Annotated in this window: 14 protein-coding genes; 8 read left to right on the top strand and 6 right to left on the bottom strand. The window is 41.9% G+C overall.

The genetic code is table 11. The features are described 5' to 3' along the window. Positions 1 to 6: 6 nt before the first annotated feature. From QYC40_RS10325 to QYC40_RS10305, 5 genes are all read right to left on the bottom strand, one after another. Positions 7 to 441 carry a GNAT family N-acetyltransferase gene (locus QYC40_RS10325; protein ID WP_301990176.1) on the bottom strand — a complete coding sequence of 145 codons (435 nt, stop codon included), beginning with the start codon at positions 439 to 441 and terminating at the stop codon, positions 7 to 9. Then, complete coding sequence (gene gap / locus QYC40_RS10320; protein WP_301990175.1) at positions 438 to 1,436, bottom strand: type I glyceraldehyde-3-phosphate dehydrogenase; 999 nt, start codon at positions 1,434 to 1,436, stop codon at positions 438 to 440. Before gap ends, QYC40_RS10325 begins: the two co-directional genes overlap by 4 nt. Continuing rightward, positions 1,436 to 2,062 carry a peroxiredoxin gene (locus QYC40_RS10315; RefSeq protein WP_301990174.1) on the bottom strand — a complete coding sequence of 209 codons (627 nt, stop codon included), beginning with the start codon at positions 2,060 to 2,062 and terminating at the stop codon, positions 1,436 to 1,438. The genes gap and QYC40_RS10315 overlap by 1 nt, the downstream gene beginning before the upstream one ends. A 498-nt stretch (positions 2,063 to 2,560) precedes the next feature. Then, entirely contained in the window at positions 2,561 to 5,572 is a 3,012-nt protein-coding gene (gene secDF / locus QYC40_RS10310; protein WP_301990173.1) for a protein translocase subunit SecDF, read from the bottom strand. A 337-nt stretch (positions 5,573 to 5,909) separates the two neighbouring features. Further along, complete coding sequence (locus QYC40_RS10305) at positions 5,910 to 6,377, bottom strand: hypothetical protein (protein WP_301990172.1); 468 nt, start codon at positions 6,375 to 6,377, stop codon at positions 5,910 to 5,912. 210 nt (positions 6,378 to 6,587) lie between these two features. On the opposite strand from QYC40_RS10305, the gene guaB reads away from it, so the two are divergent. Then, positions 6,588 to 8,063 carry an IMP dehydrogenase gene (gene guaB / locus QYC40_RS10300; protein ID WP_301990171.1) on the top strand — a complete coding sequence of 492 codons (1,476 nt, stop codon included), beginning with the start codon at positions 6,588 to 6,590 and terminating at the stop codon, positions 8,061 to 8,063. A 136-nt stretch (positions 8,064 to 8,199) separates the two neighbouring features. Here the strand turns inward: guaB and QYC40_RS10295 are convergent, their stop codons facing one another. After that, positions 8,200 to 9,057: an AraC family transcriptional regulator gene (locus QYC40_RS10295; protein ID WP_301990170.1), complete on the bottom strand. Its 858-nt coding sequence runs from the start codon at positions 9,055 to 9,057 to the stop codon at positions 8,200 to 8,202. Between the two features lie 134 nt (positions 9,058 to 9,191). Between QYC40_RS10295 and fucP the strand changes: the two genes are divergently transcribed. From fucP to QYC40_RS10260, 7 genes are all read left to right on the top strand, one after another. Next, a complete protein-coding gene (gene fucP / locus QYC40_RS10290; RefSeq protein ID WP_301990169.1) occupies positions 9,192 to 10,442 on the top strand; it encodes an L-fucose:H+ symporter permease in 1,251 nt (416 codons plus the stop codon). Positions 10,443 to 10,453: 11 nt separating this feature from the next. After that, on the top strand, positions 10,454 to 10,786 hold the full coding sequence (locus tag QYC40_RS10285; protein WP_301990168.1) for an L-rhamnose mutarotase: 333 nt from the start codon (positions 10,454 to 10,456) through the stop codon (positions 10,784 to 10,786). A gap of 5 nt (positions 10,787 to 10,791) precedes the next feature. Then, positions 10,792 to 12,456, top strand: a complete 1,665-nt coding sequence (locus QYC40_RS10280; RefSeq protein WP_301990167.1) for a UxaA family hydrolase — start codon at positions 10,792 to 10,794, stop codon at positions 12,454 to 12,456. A 55-nt stretch (positions 12,457 to 12,511) separates the two neighbouring features. After that, positions 12,512 to 13,276 carry an SDR family NAD(P)-dependent oxidoreductase gene (locus tag QYC40_RS10275; RefSeq protein WP_301990166.1) on the top strand — a complete coding sequence of 255 codons (765 nt, stop codon included), beginning with the start codon at positions 12,512 to 12,514 and terminating at the stop codon, positions 13,274 to 13,276. 200 nt (positions 13,277 to 13,476) lie between these two features. Next, the gene (locus QYC40_RS10270) at positions 13,477 to 14,331 is read left to right on the top strand and encodes a fumarylacetoacetate hydrolase family protein (protein ID WP_301990165.1); all 855 of its coding nucleotides are present in this window, start codon (positions 13,477 to 13,479) and stop codon (positions 14,329 to 14,331) included. Positions 14,332 to 14,343: 12 nt separating this feature from the next. Then, positions 14,344 to 15,174: an amidohydrolase gene (locus QYC40_RS10265; protein WP_301990164.1), complete on the top strand. Its 831-nt coding sequence runs from the start codon at positions 14,344 to 14,346 to the stop codon at positions 15,172 to 15,174. Positions 15,175 to 15,178: 4 nt separating this feature from the next. Continuing rightward, on the top strand, positions 15,179 to 15,967 hold the full coding sequence (locus QYC40_RS10260) for an SDR family oxidoreductase (RefSeq protein ID WP_301990163.1): 789 nt from the start codon (positions 15,179 to 15,181) through the stop codon (positions 15,965 to 15,967). Positions 15,968 to 15,991 lie beyond the last annotated feature (24 nt).

The raw sequence follows: 15,991 nt of genomic DNA, 5'->3' as shown, positions 1-15,991 counted from the left end.
AATCGCTTAGAGAAGCTTAAACATCTCCTTGTGTGGGCCAATGCCCGGTATATCGAACTCATCAGACATATATTCGAATCCTAGACTTTCATAGAAAGGGTATGCAACTTTACGAGCGTTGAACCAAAAGTAGGGGATATGCAATTGTTCTTTTAGATGATCGATTGCTGCAAGCATCAGTTCTTTTGCATAGCCTTTGCGACGTGCATCCGGATGTGTTGCCATCCCACGTAATCGATAAGCTTCATGAGGAAGCTTAGGATGGTTTTCTTTCTGACAGGTTAATACACAAACTAATTCATTATCCTCATTGAAATAACCCAAATGGAACGTTTCTGGAAGAAGATCCTGCGGATTAATGCATTCTTGCTCAGGCAAGCCGTTGCGCAGTACGAGACTGCGCAAAGCTAGTGTATCTTGTAGGGAGATGAATCGAATCATTTCTTAGCGACTATTTCTAATAAATCAACCAGTCTGTTGGAGTATCCGAACTCGTTGTCATACCAGCCCACAACCTTGACCAATCCGCCTACGATACTCGTTAATTGAGAGTCGAAGACACAGGAGTATGGATTGTTTATGATATCTACCGAAACGATAGGATCTTCCGTGTAATACAATACATTCTTGAGACCATTATCCGCTGCTTCTTTAAACTTCTGATTGATCTCTTCAACTGTTGTTTGTTTGGCTAAGGTACAGGTAAAGTCCGTAAGTGAACCGTTTAATACCGGTACACGAATACCTGCGCCTCCCAACTTACCTTCCAAATGTTTAAAGACATTGGTGATTGCCTTTGCGGCTCCGGTAGTCGTTGGGATAATGGATGCCGAAGCAGCTCTCGAGCGACGAAGGTCACGATGCGGAGCATCGTGGAGGTTTTGATCGCCGGTCATAGAGTGTACCGTGGTGATGTATCCATCCTGAATCTGCCAGTTATCATCAAGAATCTTAATCAGTGGTGCCACGTTGTTGGTCGTACATGAAGCATTTGAGAATACCGGAGTCGACCAATCGAAATCTTCATCATTGATTCCCAATACCACCGTCGGCACTTCTTTATCGGGTGAAGGTGCAGAGATGATAACCTGTTTTGCTCCAGCGTGGATATGCTGCTCAGCTAATTCTTTTTTTACGAAATGACCGGTAGATTCTACAACGAGGTCTATTCCTAATTCTGCCCACGGAAGGTCTTTTGGAGATTTCGCATTATAAACCTGTATAATCTTTCCATCAACATACAGATGCTGGTCATCGTGTTTCACTTCGCGGTGCAAAGGACCATGAACAGAATCGTATTTAAACAGATGCGCCAATGTCTTTGTATCTGCTAAGTCATTGATCGCAACGACTTCGATATCGGAAAGATTACGGTTCAATAAATTCCGTAAGGTATGGCGGCCAATGCGGCCAAATCCATTAATGGCAATTTTCATTATTTTGTAAATGATGCAATAACGTCCTCAATTGGTTTTTCGCCTTCCCAGTATGTTTTTAATGCGCCGTCAGGACCATATACATAGTTTGCTGGGAATTTGCTCGGAATGTGGAACTTCTGGATAAAGTCCTGATTTCTATCGTACAACATCTCCACGTTTGGTTTGCCCTCTAATTCCTTCCCGAAAGAAGTGAAGAAGCTAGCCATTAGCGCAGGATCGTTCATCGAAACATAGTAGACATTGATATTCTTAATCTTCTCATAATTCTTCGCTAAAGCACTTGTTTCATGCTGACAGTGCCCACATGAAGGATCAAATAGCACAAACACAGTGTTCTTTCCAGCGGGGATATCTGCCTTGCTAAATGCGATGCCCGACTTAACCTTATAAAAGTTGAAATCAGGGATGCTAACGACAGGAGCTTTAACCGCAGGAACCTCAATTGGAGGAGCTTCACTAGGCGTGGTTGATTGCGCATGGTTATGGCCTTCGCGGCCCGTAGCGCTATGATCATGTCCCGCATGCTCATCGGTCGTTTGTTCCGTATTCGAGGAAGTATTGTTATTACAAGCAACTGTGCTTAGCGAGATCGCAAGGATAGGAATTAAGAACTTTGTTTTCATATCTGATTTTGTGAGATGTAAAACTACTAAAAAAGTAGGGGCTTGTAAGGTATTAGGAAGTATTTAGTATTTAGTAGTTAGTATTTAGACCCTATCCTGACCTATGCGTGACAATCAAGTGGGAGAGTGGAGGAATGGAGCATAGATAGGAATGGTATTGTAATTTGTATATTCTTTGGACCTTTCGTTTAGAAAGAAATTGTCTTGAACCAGGAAAGGAAGGATATAAGGATTTGCCTTTGGTTTAGAAAGAAAAATGTCTTGAACCAGGAAAGAAAGGATTTAAGGGTTTGCAGGATATTACGCCATAGGTCTTTATACTAAGTACTATGTACTAAGTACTATTTTGAAGGATTGACAGGCTATTTGCTATATCCTACAAAAGGGGAGGGAATTGGTCGCCATAGGTCTTTATACTAAATACTAACTACTAAGTACTACAAAACAAAACAGCCCGGAAGCGTTCGCTTCCGGGCTGTTTTGTTTATATTAACTAGATTATGCAATAACCTTTGCTTGTTTCTTTTCTTCTGGTTTTGCTGAATCAGCAAGGTGTTTTCCAGCGCTCAAGTCGTAGATCGCAGGAGCTGCTAAGAAGATTGAAGAGTAGGTTGCTACAACGATACCAATTAAGATAGCGAATGAGAAACCACGGATAACTTCACCACCGAATACGAACAATACTGCTAATACGAAGATTACTGTTAAAGAGGTAATCACTGTACGGCTTAATGTAGAGTTGATAGCTTTATTGATTGTTGTATCCATTTTCTCATGGTGAGCATTTGGTTTGCCTAAGTACTCACGTAGACGGTCGAATACAACCACCGTATCGTTCACCGAGTAACCCAATACCGTTAGAATCGCAGCTACGAAGTGCTGGTCGATATCCAATGAGAAAGGCACTAGACCATCCAGGATAGAGAATAAACCTAACAAGATGATCGCATCGTGTACCGTTGCAATCGCTGCACCAGCAGAATATTGCCATTTACGGAAACGGATTAAGATATAAGCTGCAATCACGATGATTGATAATACCGCTGCATAGATTGCACGATCGCGGATATCAGAAGCGATTGTAGGACCTACTTTTTGTTGAGAAAGAATCTCATATTTTCCTTGAACTTTGCTTAATCCTTCGTTTAGTTTTCCTAATACCTCTTGATCAGCCTCGTCGCTAGTTTCTTGAATATGGTAAGAAGTAGTCACACGTAATTGGTTCTCACTACCAAAAGTCTTCACCTCTGTCGTTGTACCAAATACGTTATCTAAGTTCTCACGAACATGCTCTGCTGCGACCGGTTGGTCAAATTTAACGGTATAAGTACGGCCACCTTGGAAGTCAACTCCGTAAGAGAATCCTTTGGTTAAGATAGCTGCAAAACTTATTACCACAGCGATTAAAGAGATCGCATAGAATAATTTTCTTTTCTCGATGAACTTGTAGTTTGCATTCTTCATCGTATGGTTAGACCATGGGAATGAAACTGTAATCTTCATTTCTTTGCTCAACATGTATTCGAAAATCAAACGAGTGATGAAGATTGCAGTGAACAAGGAAGTGATAATACCGATCATCAACGTCGTTGCGAAACCTTGGATTGGTCCTGATCCTGTAAAGAATAAGATCACACCCACTAAGAACGTCGTAATCTGCGAGTCTAAGATAGAAGGTAAAGCATGTTTGTAACCATCGGATACCACTTGGCGCATTGATTTGCCCAAGCTTAATTCCTCACGCATACGTTCGTAGATCAGTACGTTGGCATCCACCGCTGTACCCATCGTCAATACGATACCCGCAATACCCGGTAAAGTCAATACCGCATTTAAAGATGCTAATACACCCATTAAGAAAAATACGTTGAACAATACCGCGATGTTCGCAGCGATACCAGCACGGTTGTAGTATGCGATCATAAAGATCATTACCACGATGATACCGATAACTGATGAGTTAACACCTGAATCGATAGCAACTTGACCTAATGAAGGACCTACAACAGCCTCTTCTACGATCTTCGCTGTAGTCGGTAGACGACCTGCTTTCAATACGTTAGATAAGTCTTTTGTATCTTCAAAAGTAAAGTTTCCTGAAATTGTTGAGCTACCGCCTGGAATCTCGTCGTTAACTGTTGGTGCAGAATAAACAACATTGTCCAATACAATAGCAATCGCATCTTTGTTTTGTGCTGCCTGTGCCGTTACACGTCTCCATTGACGAGCACCGTCAGCATTCATATCCATTGATACGATCGGTTTGTTCGTTTGAGGATCAGAACCCGGACGTGCATCTGTAATTACATCACCCGTCATTACCGCTTTGTGATCAGCACCAGTCGTTTTGATCGCGTGTAATGCAAGGATGTTCGGCGTATTTGTCTCTGGCTTAACAGCCCATAATAATTTTAAATCTGCTGGAATGATCGATTTGATCTCCGGACGAGCTAAGTATTGGTTTACTTTCGCAGTATCTTTCAAGTTTGCATACCCCACAGTAGAACCTGGGATCAATTGCGTTTGACCGTTAGGTGCTTGGTAGAAAGATGGAGATAAAATTGCGAATAACGGGTTGTTCGCTAATGCTGTTGCGTTAGCAACTGCATTGGTTGTATCCTTCGCTGAATCCGCTTTGTTAGCATTTAAGTTTGCTAATAAGTTTTCTTCTTTAACCGTTGTGTCAGCAACAGCTTTAACCGTAGTATCGGCAGCAACAGCTGGTTTTTCGCCTTTTAAAGAAGTCGCTAATGTACCATTGATGTTCTCCAGTAAAGGATAGATCTGTACATTATTGTAAGTTTCGTAGAATTCTAATTTTGCAGAACCTTGTAATAGCTTGCGAACGCGTTCTTGATCGCTTACACCTGGAAGTTCAATTAAGATACGGTTAGTACCTTGCTGAATTTGAATGTTAGGAGAAGCAACACCGAATTTGTCGATACGCGTACGAAGTACTTTGTATGAGTTTTGGATTGCATTGTCCGCTTCAGCATTTAGGAAGCTTTTCAATTCGCCTTCTGAGCTGCTTGCTTTGATTACTGATGAGTTATCTTTTGTTGCGAAGAAGCTTGCGATTGGCGTTCCTGCACCAGTTGCTTTGTATTCGTTGATGAATAAGTCGATTAACGAAGTGTTCGTTGTTTTCGATTTAGCAACAGCATTTTCTAATGCTTTGTTGAAGTTAGCATCTTTCGGATTGTTGGCTAAGTTAGCGATCAGTTCGTTCAATGCGATTTCCATTGTAACGTTCATACCGCCTTTTAAGTCCAAACCAAGAGCGAGTTCATTCGCTTTTGCTTCCCGATAAGTGAATTTCGCAATTCCCAGGTTATACACCTCTTCACCAGCCATGGAATCAAGGTAGGCTTTCTCTTTAGCCATGTCTCCTTTAGCGTATTCCGCAGCGTCATTTTCTACTTTCCGTGTTACAAAAGTAAATGATAGGGAGTAGAGGCACGCTAAGGAAACCACTACAACCAAAAATTTAATCAGCCCTTTACTCTGCATTGTCTATTCGTAATAAGTTATGATTTAGTTCTGTTTTTTAAGCTTAATAATATTTTACCAAGATTCGCAAAGGTATAAAAAAATTAGAGAAACGAAACAAATTAGCAAACTTAATGTCGAAAATTTTGTTATGCAAAAGGCTTAGTACGAGGGGGTATTTGACAGGGTAGACAAACCTGTCTTTTGGGTCATTGAAATGTTACTAATCGGCCTGCTTTTTTCTTCTTTTTGTGGTCAACCTATTTCCTGGTTCAAGACGAACTTTCCTCCCTTTTCTAAATAGAAAAAGGGCGATTTCATCGAAATCGCCCTTTTATTATCTTCTTTACTTCAGAGATTATCTTAAAGTAAATTTAAATCCTAAGCTGAAACGACCAGCTTCGAAGTGAGAATTGTCAGAAAGGTTCCACCAAGGTTTCCAGTCGAAGTGTAAAGCTAGGGGAGCAGCAGGAATTTTGTATTCTAAACCAGCAGCAGGACGGATAGCGAATGCAGAGTCATCGTTCGCGAAAGCGATTTGAGGACCTACACCTACGTACCAACCTAATCCATTAGTACCACCGAATGGTCTGTTGTAAGAATAGTCAACACCAATTACTGTGAAGTGATCTCCGAATAATACTTGTGCTTGACCAGCATTTGCACCACCGAATGAATGTTTAATTTGTGGACCGAATAAAGATGGGCCATCACCTAAGTCAATACCTAAACCGATTGCGGTTTTATAAGGAGTCTGAGCTTGTGCTTCATTTGCACCAAAAGCTAACGCTGCTGCAGCTGCTAAGGATAGTAAGGTCTTTTTCATAAATTAAATGTTAAATAAACTTTATTTTTTCATCATCAATGCAATTAGCTTGCCAAAGTTAAATTATGTTAAAGGTTTTTTTGAAATTTATTACCGCAAAGCACAACTATTTCGATTGTCGATTTTATGTAATTAGTGAAACTTTGTTTTAAAATTCCATAACTTTTCGTAATTTTGCCCTGCAAATAGATAACCCCCATAATATTTGCTATGCAATTAGATCCACAAAAATTCGTATCCGAAGGCCTTACTTACGACGACGTGTTATTGATCCCTGCTTATTCAGAGATTTTACCTCGTGACGTTGATACAAGTACCTTCCTGACTAAAAAAATAAAATTAAATATTCCTTTAGTGTCTGCTGCGATGGACACTGTAACCGGTGCCGACCTTGCTATTGCAATCGCGCAAGCGGGAGGAATAGGTATGTTACATAAAAACATGTCGATCGCAGAGCAAGCTGCTGAGGTTCGCAAAGTGAAGCGTTCGGAAAGCGGAATGATCCAAGATCCTGTTACCTTGTTAGAGAACGCAACGGTGGGTGATGCTTTCCAAATTATGAGCGAGCATAAAATTGGTGGTATCCCGGTAATCAATCAAGAGAATAGATTGGTTGGTATCGTAACGAACAGAGATCTTCGTTTCCAAAAAGATATGGCTAGACCGATTAGCGAATTAATGACTAAAACAAATTTAGTTATTGCGCCTGAAGGTACAGACCTGATTAAAGCAGAAGAGATTTTACAAAACCATAAAATCGAAAAGCTTCCTGTTGTTGATTCAAACGGAGTATTGAAAGGATTGATCACTTTCAAGGACATACAAAAATATAAGCATTACCCAAATGCGGCAAAAGATGAGCACGGTCGTTTATTGGTTGGTGCTGCCGTTGGTGTTACGCACGATACAGTTGAGCGCGTTGATGCTTTAGTAAAAGCGGGCGTTGATGTGATTACCATTGATACGGCGCACGGACATTCGTTAGGCGTTATCAACAAATTAAAAGAAGTAAAAGCGAAATACCCTGAATTGCAGGTTATCGTTGGTAATATTGCTACTGGCGATGCAGCGAAGATGTTAGCAGATGCGGGTGCAGATGCGGTGAAAGTAGGTATCGGTCCGGGTTCAATCTGTACGACTCGTATAATTGCGGGAGTGGGTGTTCCTCAATTATATGCTGTTTATGAAGTTGCTAAAGCATTAAAAGGTACTGGGGTTCCTTTAATTGCTGATGGAGGTATTAAGCAAACAGGAGATATAGCGAAAGCGATCGCTGCGGGGGCTGATACAATCATGGCGGGTTCATTATTTGCAGGGGTAGAGGAAGCACCAGGTGAGACAATCTTATTAGAAGGAAGAAAATTCAAATCTTACCGCGGAATGGGATCGATCGAAGCAATGGAAAAAGGATCGAAAGACCGTTACTTCCAAGATGTCGAAGACGATATCAAAAAATTAGTTCCAGAAGGAATCGTTGGTCGTGTACCATATAAAGGAACATTAGCTGAGGTAGTTTACCAGTACATCGGCGGATTGCGCGCATCAATGGGTTACTGCGGAGCAGCAACAATTGAGCAACTACAAGGTGCAAGATTCGTAAGAATCACCGGAGCAGGTCTTCGGGAATCGCATCCTCACAATATTCAGATTACTAAAGAAGCTCCTAATTATAATAGTAGAGGCTAGATTTAGATATTAGATAATAGACATTAGATGTTAGACATCGTATGGGGTAAAAAAATCCCCTTGTTCGAAAGAGCAAGGGGATTTTTAATTTACGGAACACTCTAAAATCTCATATCTATTGTCTAATATCTAAATACTAACTACTAACCCGATACTGCGTCGGTGTCACCTTCGTGATGGTTTTGAAATTCTTGTGGAAGCTGACGAAGTTATTGAAGCCGCTATCGTAGCAGATTTCTTTGAGGCTGAGGTTGGAATTTCTGAGCTGTGTGCAGGCATGACTGATACGGAGCTCGGTTATGAATTGCACGGGCGTTTTTCCGGTCTTTTGTTTGAAGTATCGACAAAAGGAATTTTCGGTTAAGCCTGCGATGGAGGCGAGCTCTTCGAGTTTGATGCGTTGTTTATAATTATCGCGGATATGCTCCATGAGGCTATTCATCCTTCCTTGATCATCGGATATATTGAGGATGGAGTAGTTTTCGCTGGTTAAGTTTTCGGCATTTTGCTGAGCGAAATGATCTAATAGTTCTAGCATGGAGGTCAGTTTACTGAGCCCTGAGCTGTTTAATGTTTTTTCGATGAGGAAAGGTATGCGGTTGGGGTTTTTATTGGAAACATAGAGACCGCGGTTGCTCCGGTTGATTAATTGCTTTATGCCGCCTAGTTCAGGAGCATGGAGTAGATTGGGGATTCCAATATCTTTGTTGAAATGAAGCACGATGCAGTCAATCGTAGCTGCCTGATCGGTTTCGCAAGCACTATTCTCGAACATCCAATAATGTGGAATCTGTGAACCGATCAGCACGGTATCTCCTGCCTGAAAAGATTTTATACAGTCGCCTATAAATAAAGTCCCCACGCCTTTAATAACATGGATTAACTCTAATTCTTCATGATAATGCCAAATCAGTTGATGCTTAGGTGTATAATCGCGTCGAATTTGAAAGCTCTGATTAGGTTCTTTTGGTAGAGCAAAATGTTTGATAATCATAATTAACTAATTTATTCAATGAAAATCAAATATGCAAGCCTATTCGAGATAAAATCGCTTATAAATTTGGTAAAATGATTTATCCATTGTTTGGAATAAATACCGTAATTAGGGTTTCCAATATAAACCGGCGTATGAGTAAGACAAATAATACCGTTGCGATCATCCTAATCACCTCTTTATTTTTCTTTTGGGGGTTCATTCATAATCTAGATCCTATTTTGATCGCCCATTTAAGGAGCGCTTTTAGTCTTAGTCATTTGCAGGCTTCCTTAGTAGATTCGGCGGTTTTTATCGCCTATTTGGTTATGGGTATTCCTGCGGGTATCATCATGAAAAAATATGGATATAAGGTGGGGATTTTAATCGGACTATTATTGTTTGCAGTCGGCTGTTTCCTCTTTGTTCCTGCCGCAAATACGATGAGCTATATATTCTTCCTGTCGGCATTATTTATTGTCGCCTGTGGAATTACCATATTGGAAACGGCGGCAAATCCCTATATGACGGTTTTGGGCGACCCGAACACGGCTACCCAACGACTTAATTTTGCGCAGTCATTCAATGGTCTTGCTGCTTTTGTGGCCCCTATTGTTGGCGGACAGTTTATCCTTGCTGAGGATCCCTTGAATGCAGATCAGGTAGCGGCATTGAGCGATGCGGAACGTCTGAGCTATATTCAGGCAGAGACGGCAGTCGTGAAAGGACCTTATGTTATTCTAGGCTGTATTATCTTGGCTGCAGCGATTATATTTATGTTGATCAAGCTTCCGGAAGCGAAAGAAGCAGACGAGGAAAAGTCGAGCTTTGTAAAAGCTTTTCGCCATAAGAATGTATCCTGGGCGGTTTTAGCACAGTTTTTCTATGTGGGGGCTCAAGTTTGCGTTTTAAGTTTTTTGATCGTATTTGCGGTCGAAGTGTCGGGCATCTCCGCGCAGGATGCGAAGTATTATGCTGGCATCGCAGGTTTGGTTTTTATGTTGGGGCGATTTATAGGTACATTCCTGATGCGCAGCATCGCACCTTCTAGGCTATTGTTTATCTATGCGATCATTGCGACCTTGCTCACCTGTGTAGCGATTTTTGCTTCCGGAGCATTGACTTTGTATGCTATGATTGCAATCGCTTTCTTTATGTCTATAATGTTCCCTACGATATTTGCTATCGGTGTAACGGGTATAGGGTCGGATACTAAATCGGCTTCCAGTTTAATTATTATGTCTATCGTTGGAGGGGCTTTGTTGCCACCACTGCTAGGTTATGTTTCGGATGCAACAGGAAATATGCAATATGGCTACTTCGTAGTCGTTATCTGTTTTTTAGTGGTTGCATTATTTGCCTATAAAAATAAAACAGCGGCGGTTAGTACTGCTGCTGCACATTAATATTGAATACTATGTTTAAACGATATGCGCTTGCATTGGATCTCGTGGATGATCCGAAGATGATTGCTGAATATGAACAGCATCATAAAACAGTGTCTGCTGAGATTAAGAAGTCGATCACTGATGCAGGAATTACGGTGATGGATATCTATCGCTTTGGGAACCGCTTGTTTATGATTATGGAGGTTGATGAGACCTTCGATTTTGCGCGTAAGGACGCTATGGATGCGGCGAATCCTGCGGTTCAACTGTGGGAAGGGTTGATGTGGAAATATCAACAAGCCATTCCGGGCGCTAAACCAGGCGAGAAATGGGTTATTATGGATCAAATATTTGAATTATAAAAGAAATGGAAAAGAAGAAATTGGCGTATTTGCAGATTCATCCAAAAGATAATGTTTTGGTGGCATTGCGCGACTTGCCGGCGGGCTATGCGGTTGATTTTGAAGGGAGGCAGTTCTCGTTGATCGAGGCAGTGGCGGCGAAGCATAAATTTACCATTTCTGAGATGCACAAGGATGACGAGGTATATATGTATGGCGTCTTGGTAGGCAAGGTGAACTATGATTTAGCGACAGGAGCGCTAATCAATGTTGACAATCTGCGCCATGCATCGGATGATTTTAGGATGGGCAAGCGTAATCTAAGCTGGTCTAAACCTGATGTGTCTATGTATAAGGATAAGACCTTTCTAGGTTTTCATCGTAGCAATGGAAAAGTGGGCACAGCCAACCATTGGCTGGTCATTCCATTGGTGTTTTGTGAAAGCCGCAACGTGATGACCCTCAAGAATGCCTTGGAAGAGAAGTTAGGCTATCAAGTGGAGTCAAAAGACTATGCGGATGAGGTGGATGTGATGATTGCAAAGTTGCAAGCGGGAGCTTCGGTTGATGAATTGCTGGACGTTGATTTAAGTGCAGCGAAAGCGAATAAATCGAAAGGTCGTTTGTTTGAGAATGTAGATGGAATTAAGTTTCTAAACCACGAGATGGGCTGCGGTGGGACGAGGTTAGATTCGGATGCTCTTTGCGGTTTGTTAGCCGGCTATATTACGCATCCTAACGTTGCAGGGGCGACCGTTTTAAGCTTGGGTTGCCAACATGCGCAAGCTTCCATTTTAAAAGACGAGATACAGAAACGCGACCCACAGTTTGATAAGCCGCTTTATATTTTTGAGCAGCAGTTTGAAGGAACGGAGCAGGAGTTGATGCAGAAGGCGATCAAGGCGACCTTTGCGGGTCTGAGTATAGCGAATACGCATCGCCGTCAACCGGCGGGATTAGAAAAATTATGCATCGGTTTAGAATGTGGTGGGTCGGATGGTTTTTCGGGAATTTCGGCGAATCCAGCATTAGGCTACGTTTCGGATATGTTGGTCAGCTTAGGCGGATCGGTTATCTTATCCGAGTTTCCGGAATTGTGCGGAGTGGAGCAGGAGCTTAGTGACCGTTGTGTTGATGAGGAGACAGCAAGTCGTTTTATGAGTTTGATGAAAACATATAATGCGAAAGCCGAATTTGATGGCTCTGGGTTCTATATGAATCCCTCACCGGGAAATATTCGTGATGGATTGATTACGGATGCAATTAAATCAGCAGGAGCGGCAAAAAAAGGAGGGACTTCACCCGTTGTTGCGGTACGGGATTATCCTGAACTTGCTTCGGAGCCGGGGTTGAATCTGCTTTGCACGCCGGGAAATGATGTGGAGAGTACCACTGCTGAAGTGGGCTCGGGTGCTAATGTGGTGTTGTTTACAACGGGCTTAGGAACGCCTACAGGTAATCCAATTGCTCCGGTCATTAAAGTTTCTTCCAACACGAAGATCTATGAGAAAATGAATGATATCATTGATATCAATTGCGGAACAATCATAGACGGAGAAGAAACCATTCAAGAAGCTGCGCATCGCATTTTGGATTATGTGATCGAGGTGGCGAGCGGCGAGAAAATGGCGAAGGCTGTTGTCCTGGGGCAGGATGATTTTATTCCATGGCGTCGCGGAGTTTCACTGTAGTTATCTTCATAGATAGTTGTTTGTTGATAGAATTTAAATTATAAAGTACAATCATATGGCTAAGTTAGCTGGTAAAGTCGCGATAATCACAGGAGGTGGGTCAGGTATTGGTCGCGCTATTTCGGAACTTTTTGCTGCTGAAGGGGCGAAGGTTCATATTTTAGACTTGAATCCAGATGGTGCTGCGGAGACTGCTAGCGTCATTAAGCAGGCTGGAGGCGCTTGCGAGTTGCATACGGTAAATGTTAGCGGTCAACAAGAGGTTGTGGCTGCCGTAGCGAATATTGGCAAGGTCGATATATTGGTTAACAATGCTGGTATTGCACATGTTGGCAATGTGGAGCATTGCTCGGAAGCAGATTTTGACCGCATATACCAGGTCAATGTGAAAGGAGCGTATAACGCTTTATACGCTGTCATTCCTGTGATGAAAGCGAATGGAGGCGGTGCGATTTTGAACTTAGCGTCCATTGCTTCGGTTGTTGGCATTGCAGACCGATTTGCATACTCCATGAGTAAAGGCGCAATCTATGCCATGAGCCTTTCAGTGGCGAGAGATTATTTGCACGATCATATTCGTTCGAACTCTATCTCACCAGCGCGCGTGCATACGCCATTCGTTGATGGATTTATTGCTAAGAACTATCCGGGACAGGAAGAGGAGATGTTTGAGAAGCTTTCTAAATCGCAACCCATCGGCAGGATGGCTAAGCCAGCAGAAATTGCTAAATTAGCTTTATTCCTTTGTTCAGATGATGCAGGCTTTATTACAGGCAATGATTATCCAATCGATGGAGGATTTATTAAATTGAATAATTAGTTTTTAGATTTTAGACATTAGATATTAGAGTATGACGTGTTAGAAAAGGAAATAGAAGATGAAAGAGTTAATAATAAACCTCTCTTTTTCCCTCCTCTTAAGACAATACAGTTCTAATATCTTATTTCTAAAATCTAATGTCTAAGTCTAATATCTTATGTCTAATATCTTATGTCTAAAAAAACTAAACCACAAATAAAATGAAATTAATACGTTACGGAGAATCCGGGAAAGAGAAAATAGGGGTTCAAATCGCGGATAGAAACTACGATGTTTCTGCATTTGGTGGCGATTTTAATGAGGAGTTTTTTGCGGATAATGGGCTTGCTCGTTTAGAGGAGTTTGTGAAAGCAAATGAGGGTAAGCTAATTGAGATTCCAGCGGATACTCGATTGGGGGCACCCTTTGCTCGTCCTTCAAAAATTGTGTGTATTGGCTTGAACTATAAAGATCATGCGGAGGAAACAGGAGCAACGATTCCTGCGGAGCCTATTATCTTTATGAAGTCGACGACAGCATTAGTTGGTCCTAATGATCAGGTGATGATTCCTAAGAACTCTGTGAAGACGGATTGGGAGGTAGAATTCGGTATTGTAATCGGCAAGAAAGCTTCTTATGTGGAAGAAAATGAGGCGTTAGATTATGTAGCGGGTTATGTATTGCACAATGATGTTTCGGAACGCGAGTTCCAGATCGAGCGTGGCGGTACATGGGATAAAGGTAAAGGCTGTGATACTTTTGCGCCAATGGGACCTGTGATGACCACAGCTGATGAGATCCCGGATATCAATTCCGTTCGTCTTTGGTTAAAAGTCAATGGCAAGACCTATCAGGATGGAAACACCAGTAACTTGATCTTCAATGTGCCTTTTGTGGTTTCCTATGTTTCACAGTTTATGACTTTGTTGCCTGGTGATGTAATTTCAACAGGTACACCTGCAGGCGTTGGCTTAGGATTTAATCCACCGATTTATTTGCAACCTGGAGATATTATTGAATTGGGTGCAGACCACCTTGGTGTTCAACGTCAAGAGGTGGTTGCTTTTTCTAAATAAAACGAATAAGATATGCGTATTGATGCTCATCAGCACTTTTGGCTTTATGATCCTGTTCGCGATAGTTGGATTACGGAAGAGATGGAGACTATTCGACGTACTTTTCTTCCGAATGATATTGGACAGATTTTAAAGGATAATAAGATTGACGGCGTCGTCGCTGTACAAGCTGATCAGTCAATAAAAGAAACGGAATTCCTGGTAGAGCTTTCGGGTTTTTATAAGCTGATCAAGGCGGTAGTAGGATGGGTGGATTTACGATCGGCGAGCGTTGAAGATCAGCTTGAACAGTTCAAGCAGCATGCCATTATTAAAGGATTTCGTCATATCATAGAAGGGGAATCAGATCCTGATTTCTTACATAGGGATGAATTTTTAAGAGGGATTGCCGCATTGACGAAGCATCACTATACTTATGATTTGCTAATTCGGCCGAGGCATTATGCAAGTACACTGAAATGTGTTGCCGCAAATCCTGATCAAGCCTTTATGTTGGATCATATAGCTAAGCCTCCGATCAAGTCGCAGGAGTTCGACGAATGGGCACAGTTCATTGCAGATTTGTCGGGATATAGCAATGTGCATTGTAAGATATCCGGATTAGCGACAGAAGCGGATTGGAAGCACTGGACCTTGGATCATTTTACCCAGTATATTGAGCATGTAATTGCTTGCTTTGGAAAGGAGAGGGTCTTATTTGGTTCTGACTGGCCGGTATGTTTGCTAGCAGGAACTTATGAAGATAGTATCAACATCGTAGCGGATAAATTGCGGGACTTCTCGGAAGCAGAGTTAAAAGGTTTCTGGGGTGATAATGCAGTGAAGTTCTATTCGATCACATAAAACTATGGATTTACATTTAAAGGATAAAGTCGTTGTCGTAACGGGTGGCGCAAAAGGTATTGGTAAGGGTATTGTATTAGCACTTGCTGCGGAAGGAGCTATCCCGGTTATCGTGGGTAGAAAGCAAAAGGATAACGAGGCGCTAAAAGAGGAAGTGGAAGCGAGCGGTGGAAAAGCCTTCGCTGTAGAAGCTGAGTTAGCCAATCCGGAAGCCTGTAAGCAGGCTGTTGAACAGGTAATAACGGAGTTTGGAAGGATAGACGGCTTAGTGAACAATGCGGGTCTGAATGATGGCGTTTCTTTGCTAGATGGAAATTACGAAGGCTTCGTTCAATCCCTCCACAATAGTTTGATTCATTATTATCTAATGGCTCATCATTGCCTTCCAGAACTGATAAAAAGTAAAGGTAGTATTTTGAATATTTCTTCAAAAACTGCCGAAACAGGGCAGGGCGGAACCTCGGGCTATGCGGCAGCCAACGGTGGCCGTAATGCTTTAACGAGAGAATGGGCGGTGGAATTGTTGCCATATGGTCTTCGCGTCAATGCGATCATTGTTTCCGAGAGTATGACTCCACAGTACGAAAGCTGGATTCAGACCTTGGATAACCCAGAGGAAACATTGAAGAAGATTACGAGCAAAATACCTTTGGGAAATAGAATGACGACAGTGGAGGAAATTGCTAATACAGCAGTGTTTTTATTGTCTGATCTCTCTAGCCATACGACTGGTCAACTGATTCATGTGGATGGTGGATATGTGCATTTGGATAGAGCCTTGATAAAAGAATAAAATATTTATTTGTAGAAATAAAAA

Source organism: Sphingobacterium sp. BN32, assembly GCF_030503615.1.
Classification (GTDB): domain Bacteria; phylum Bacteroidota; class Bacteroidia; order Sphingobacteriales; family Sphingobacteriaceae; genus Sphingobacterium.
Note: the sequence above shows the minus strand (reverse complement) of the source record. Positions and strands in the feature narration are given on the sequence as shown.

What these genes read in the sequence shown, in the direction of transcription:
- gap (WP_301990175.1), bottom strand. Translation starts at nt 1,436, where the DNA reads ATGAAAATTGCCATTAATGGATTTGGCCGCATTGGCCGCCATACCTTA.
- QYC40_RS10285 (WP_301990168.1), top strand. Translation starts at nt 10,454, where the DNA reads ATGTTTAAACGATATGCGCTTGCATTGGATCTCGTGGATGATCCGAAG.
- QYC40_RS10325 (WP_301990176.1), bottom strand. Translation starts at nt 441, where the DNA reads ATGATTCGATTCATCTCCCTACAAGATACACTAGCTTTGCGCAGTCTC.
- QYC40_RS10280 (WP_301990167.1), top strand. Translation starts at nt 10,792, where the DNA reads ATGGAAAAGAAGAAATTGGCGTATTTGCAGATTCATCCAAAAGATAAT.
- QYC40_RS10315 (WP_301990174.1), bottom strand. Translation starts at nt 2,062, where the DNA reads ATGAAAACAAAGTTCTTAATTCCTATCCTTGCGATCTCGCTAAGCACA.
- QYC40_RS10265 (WP_301990164.1), top strand. Translation starts at nt 14,344, where the DNA reads ATGCGTATTGATGCTCATCAGCACTTTTGGCTTTATGATCCTGTTCGC.
- QYC40_RS10260 (WP_301990163.1), top strand. Translation starts at nt 15,179, where the DNA reads ATGGATTTACATTTAAAGGATAAAGTCGTTGTCGTAACGGGTGGCGCA.
- secDF (WP_301990173.1), bottom strand. Translation starts at nt 5,572, where the DNA reads ATGCAGAGTAAAGGGCTGATTAAATTTTTGGTTGTAGTGGTTTCCTTA.
- guaB (WP_301990171.1), top strand. Translation starts at nt 6,588, where the DNA reads ATGCAATTAGATCCACAAAAATTCGTATCCGAAGGCCTTACTTACGAC.
- QYC40_RS10275 (WP_301990166.1), top strand. Translation starts at nt 12,512, where the DNA reads ATGGCTAAGTTAGCTGGTAAAGTCGCGATAATCACAGGAGGTGGGTCA.
- fucP (WP_301990169.1), top strand. Translation starts at nt 9,192, where the DNA reads ATGAGTAAGACAAATAATACCGTTGCGATCATCCTAATCACCTCTTTA.
- QYC40_RS10295 (WP_301990170.1), bottom strand. Translation starts at nt 9,057, where the DNA reads ATGATTATCAAACATTTTGCTCTACCAAAAGAACCTAATCAGAGCTTT.
- QYC40_RS10305 (WP_301990172.1), bottom strand. Translation starts at nt 6,377, where the DNA reads ATGAAAAAGACCTTACTATCCTTAGCAGCTGCAGCAGCGTTAGCTTTT.
- QYC40_RS10270 (WP_301990165.1), top strand. Translation starts at nt 13,477, where the DNA reads ATGAAATTAATACGTTACGGAGAATCCGGGAAAGAGAAAATAGGGGTT.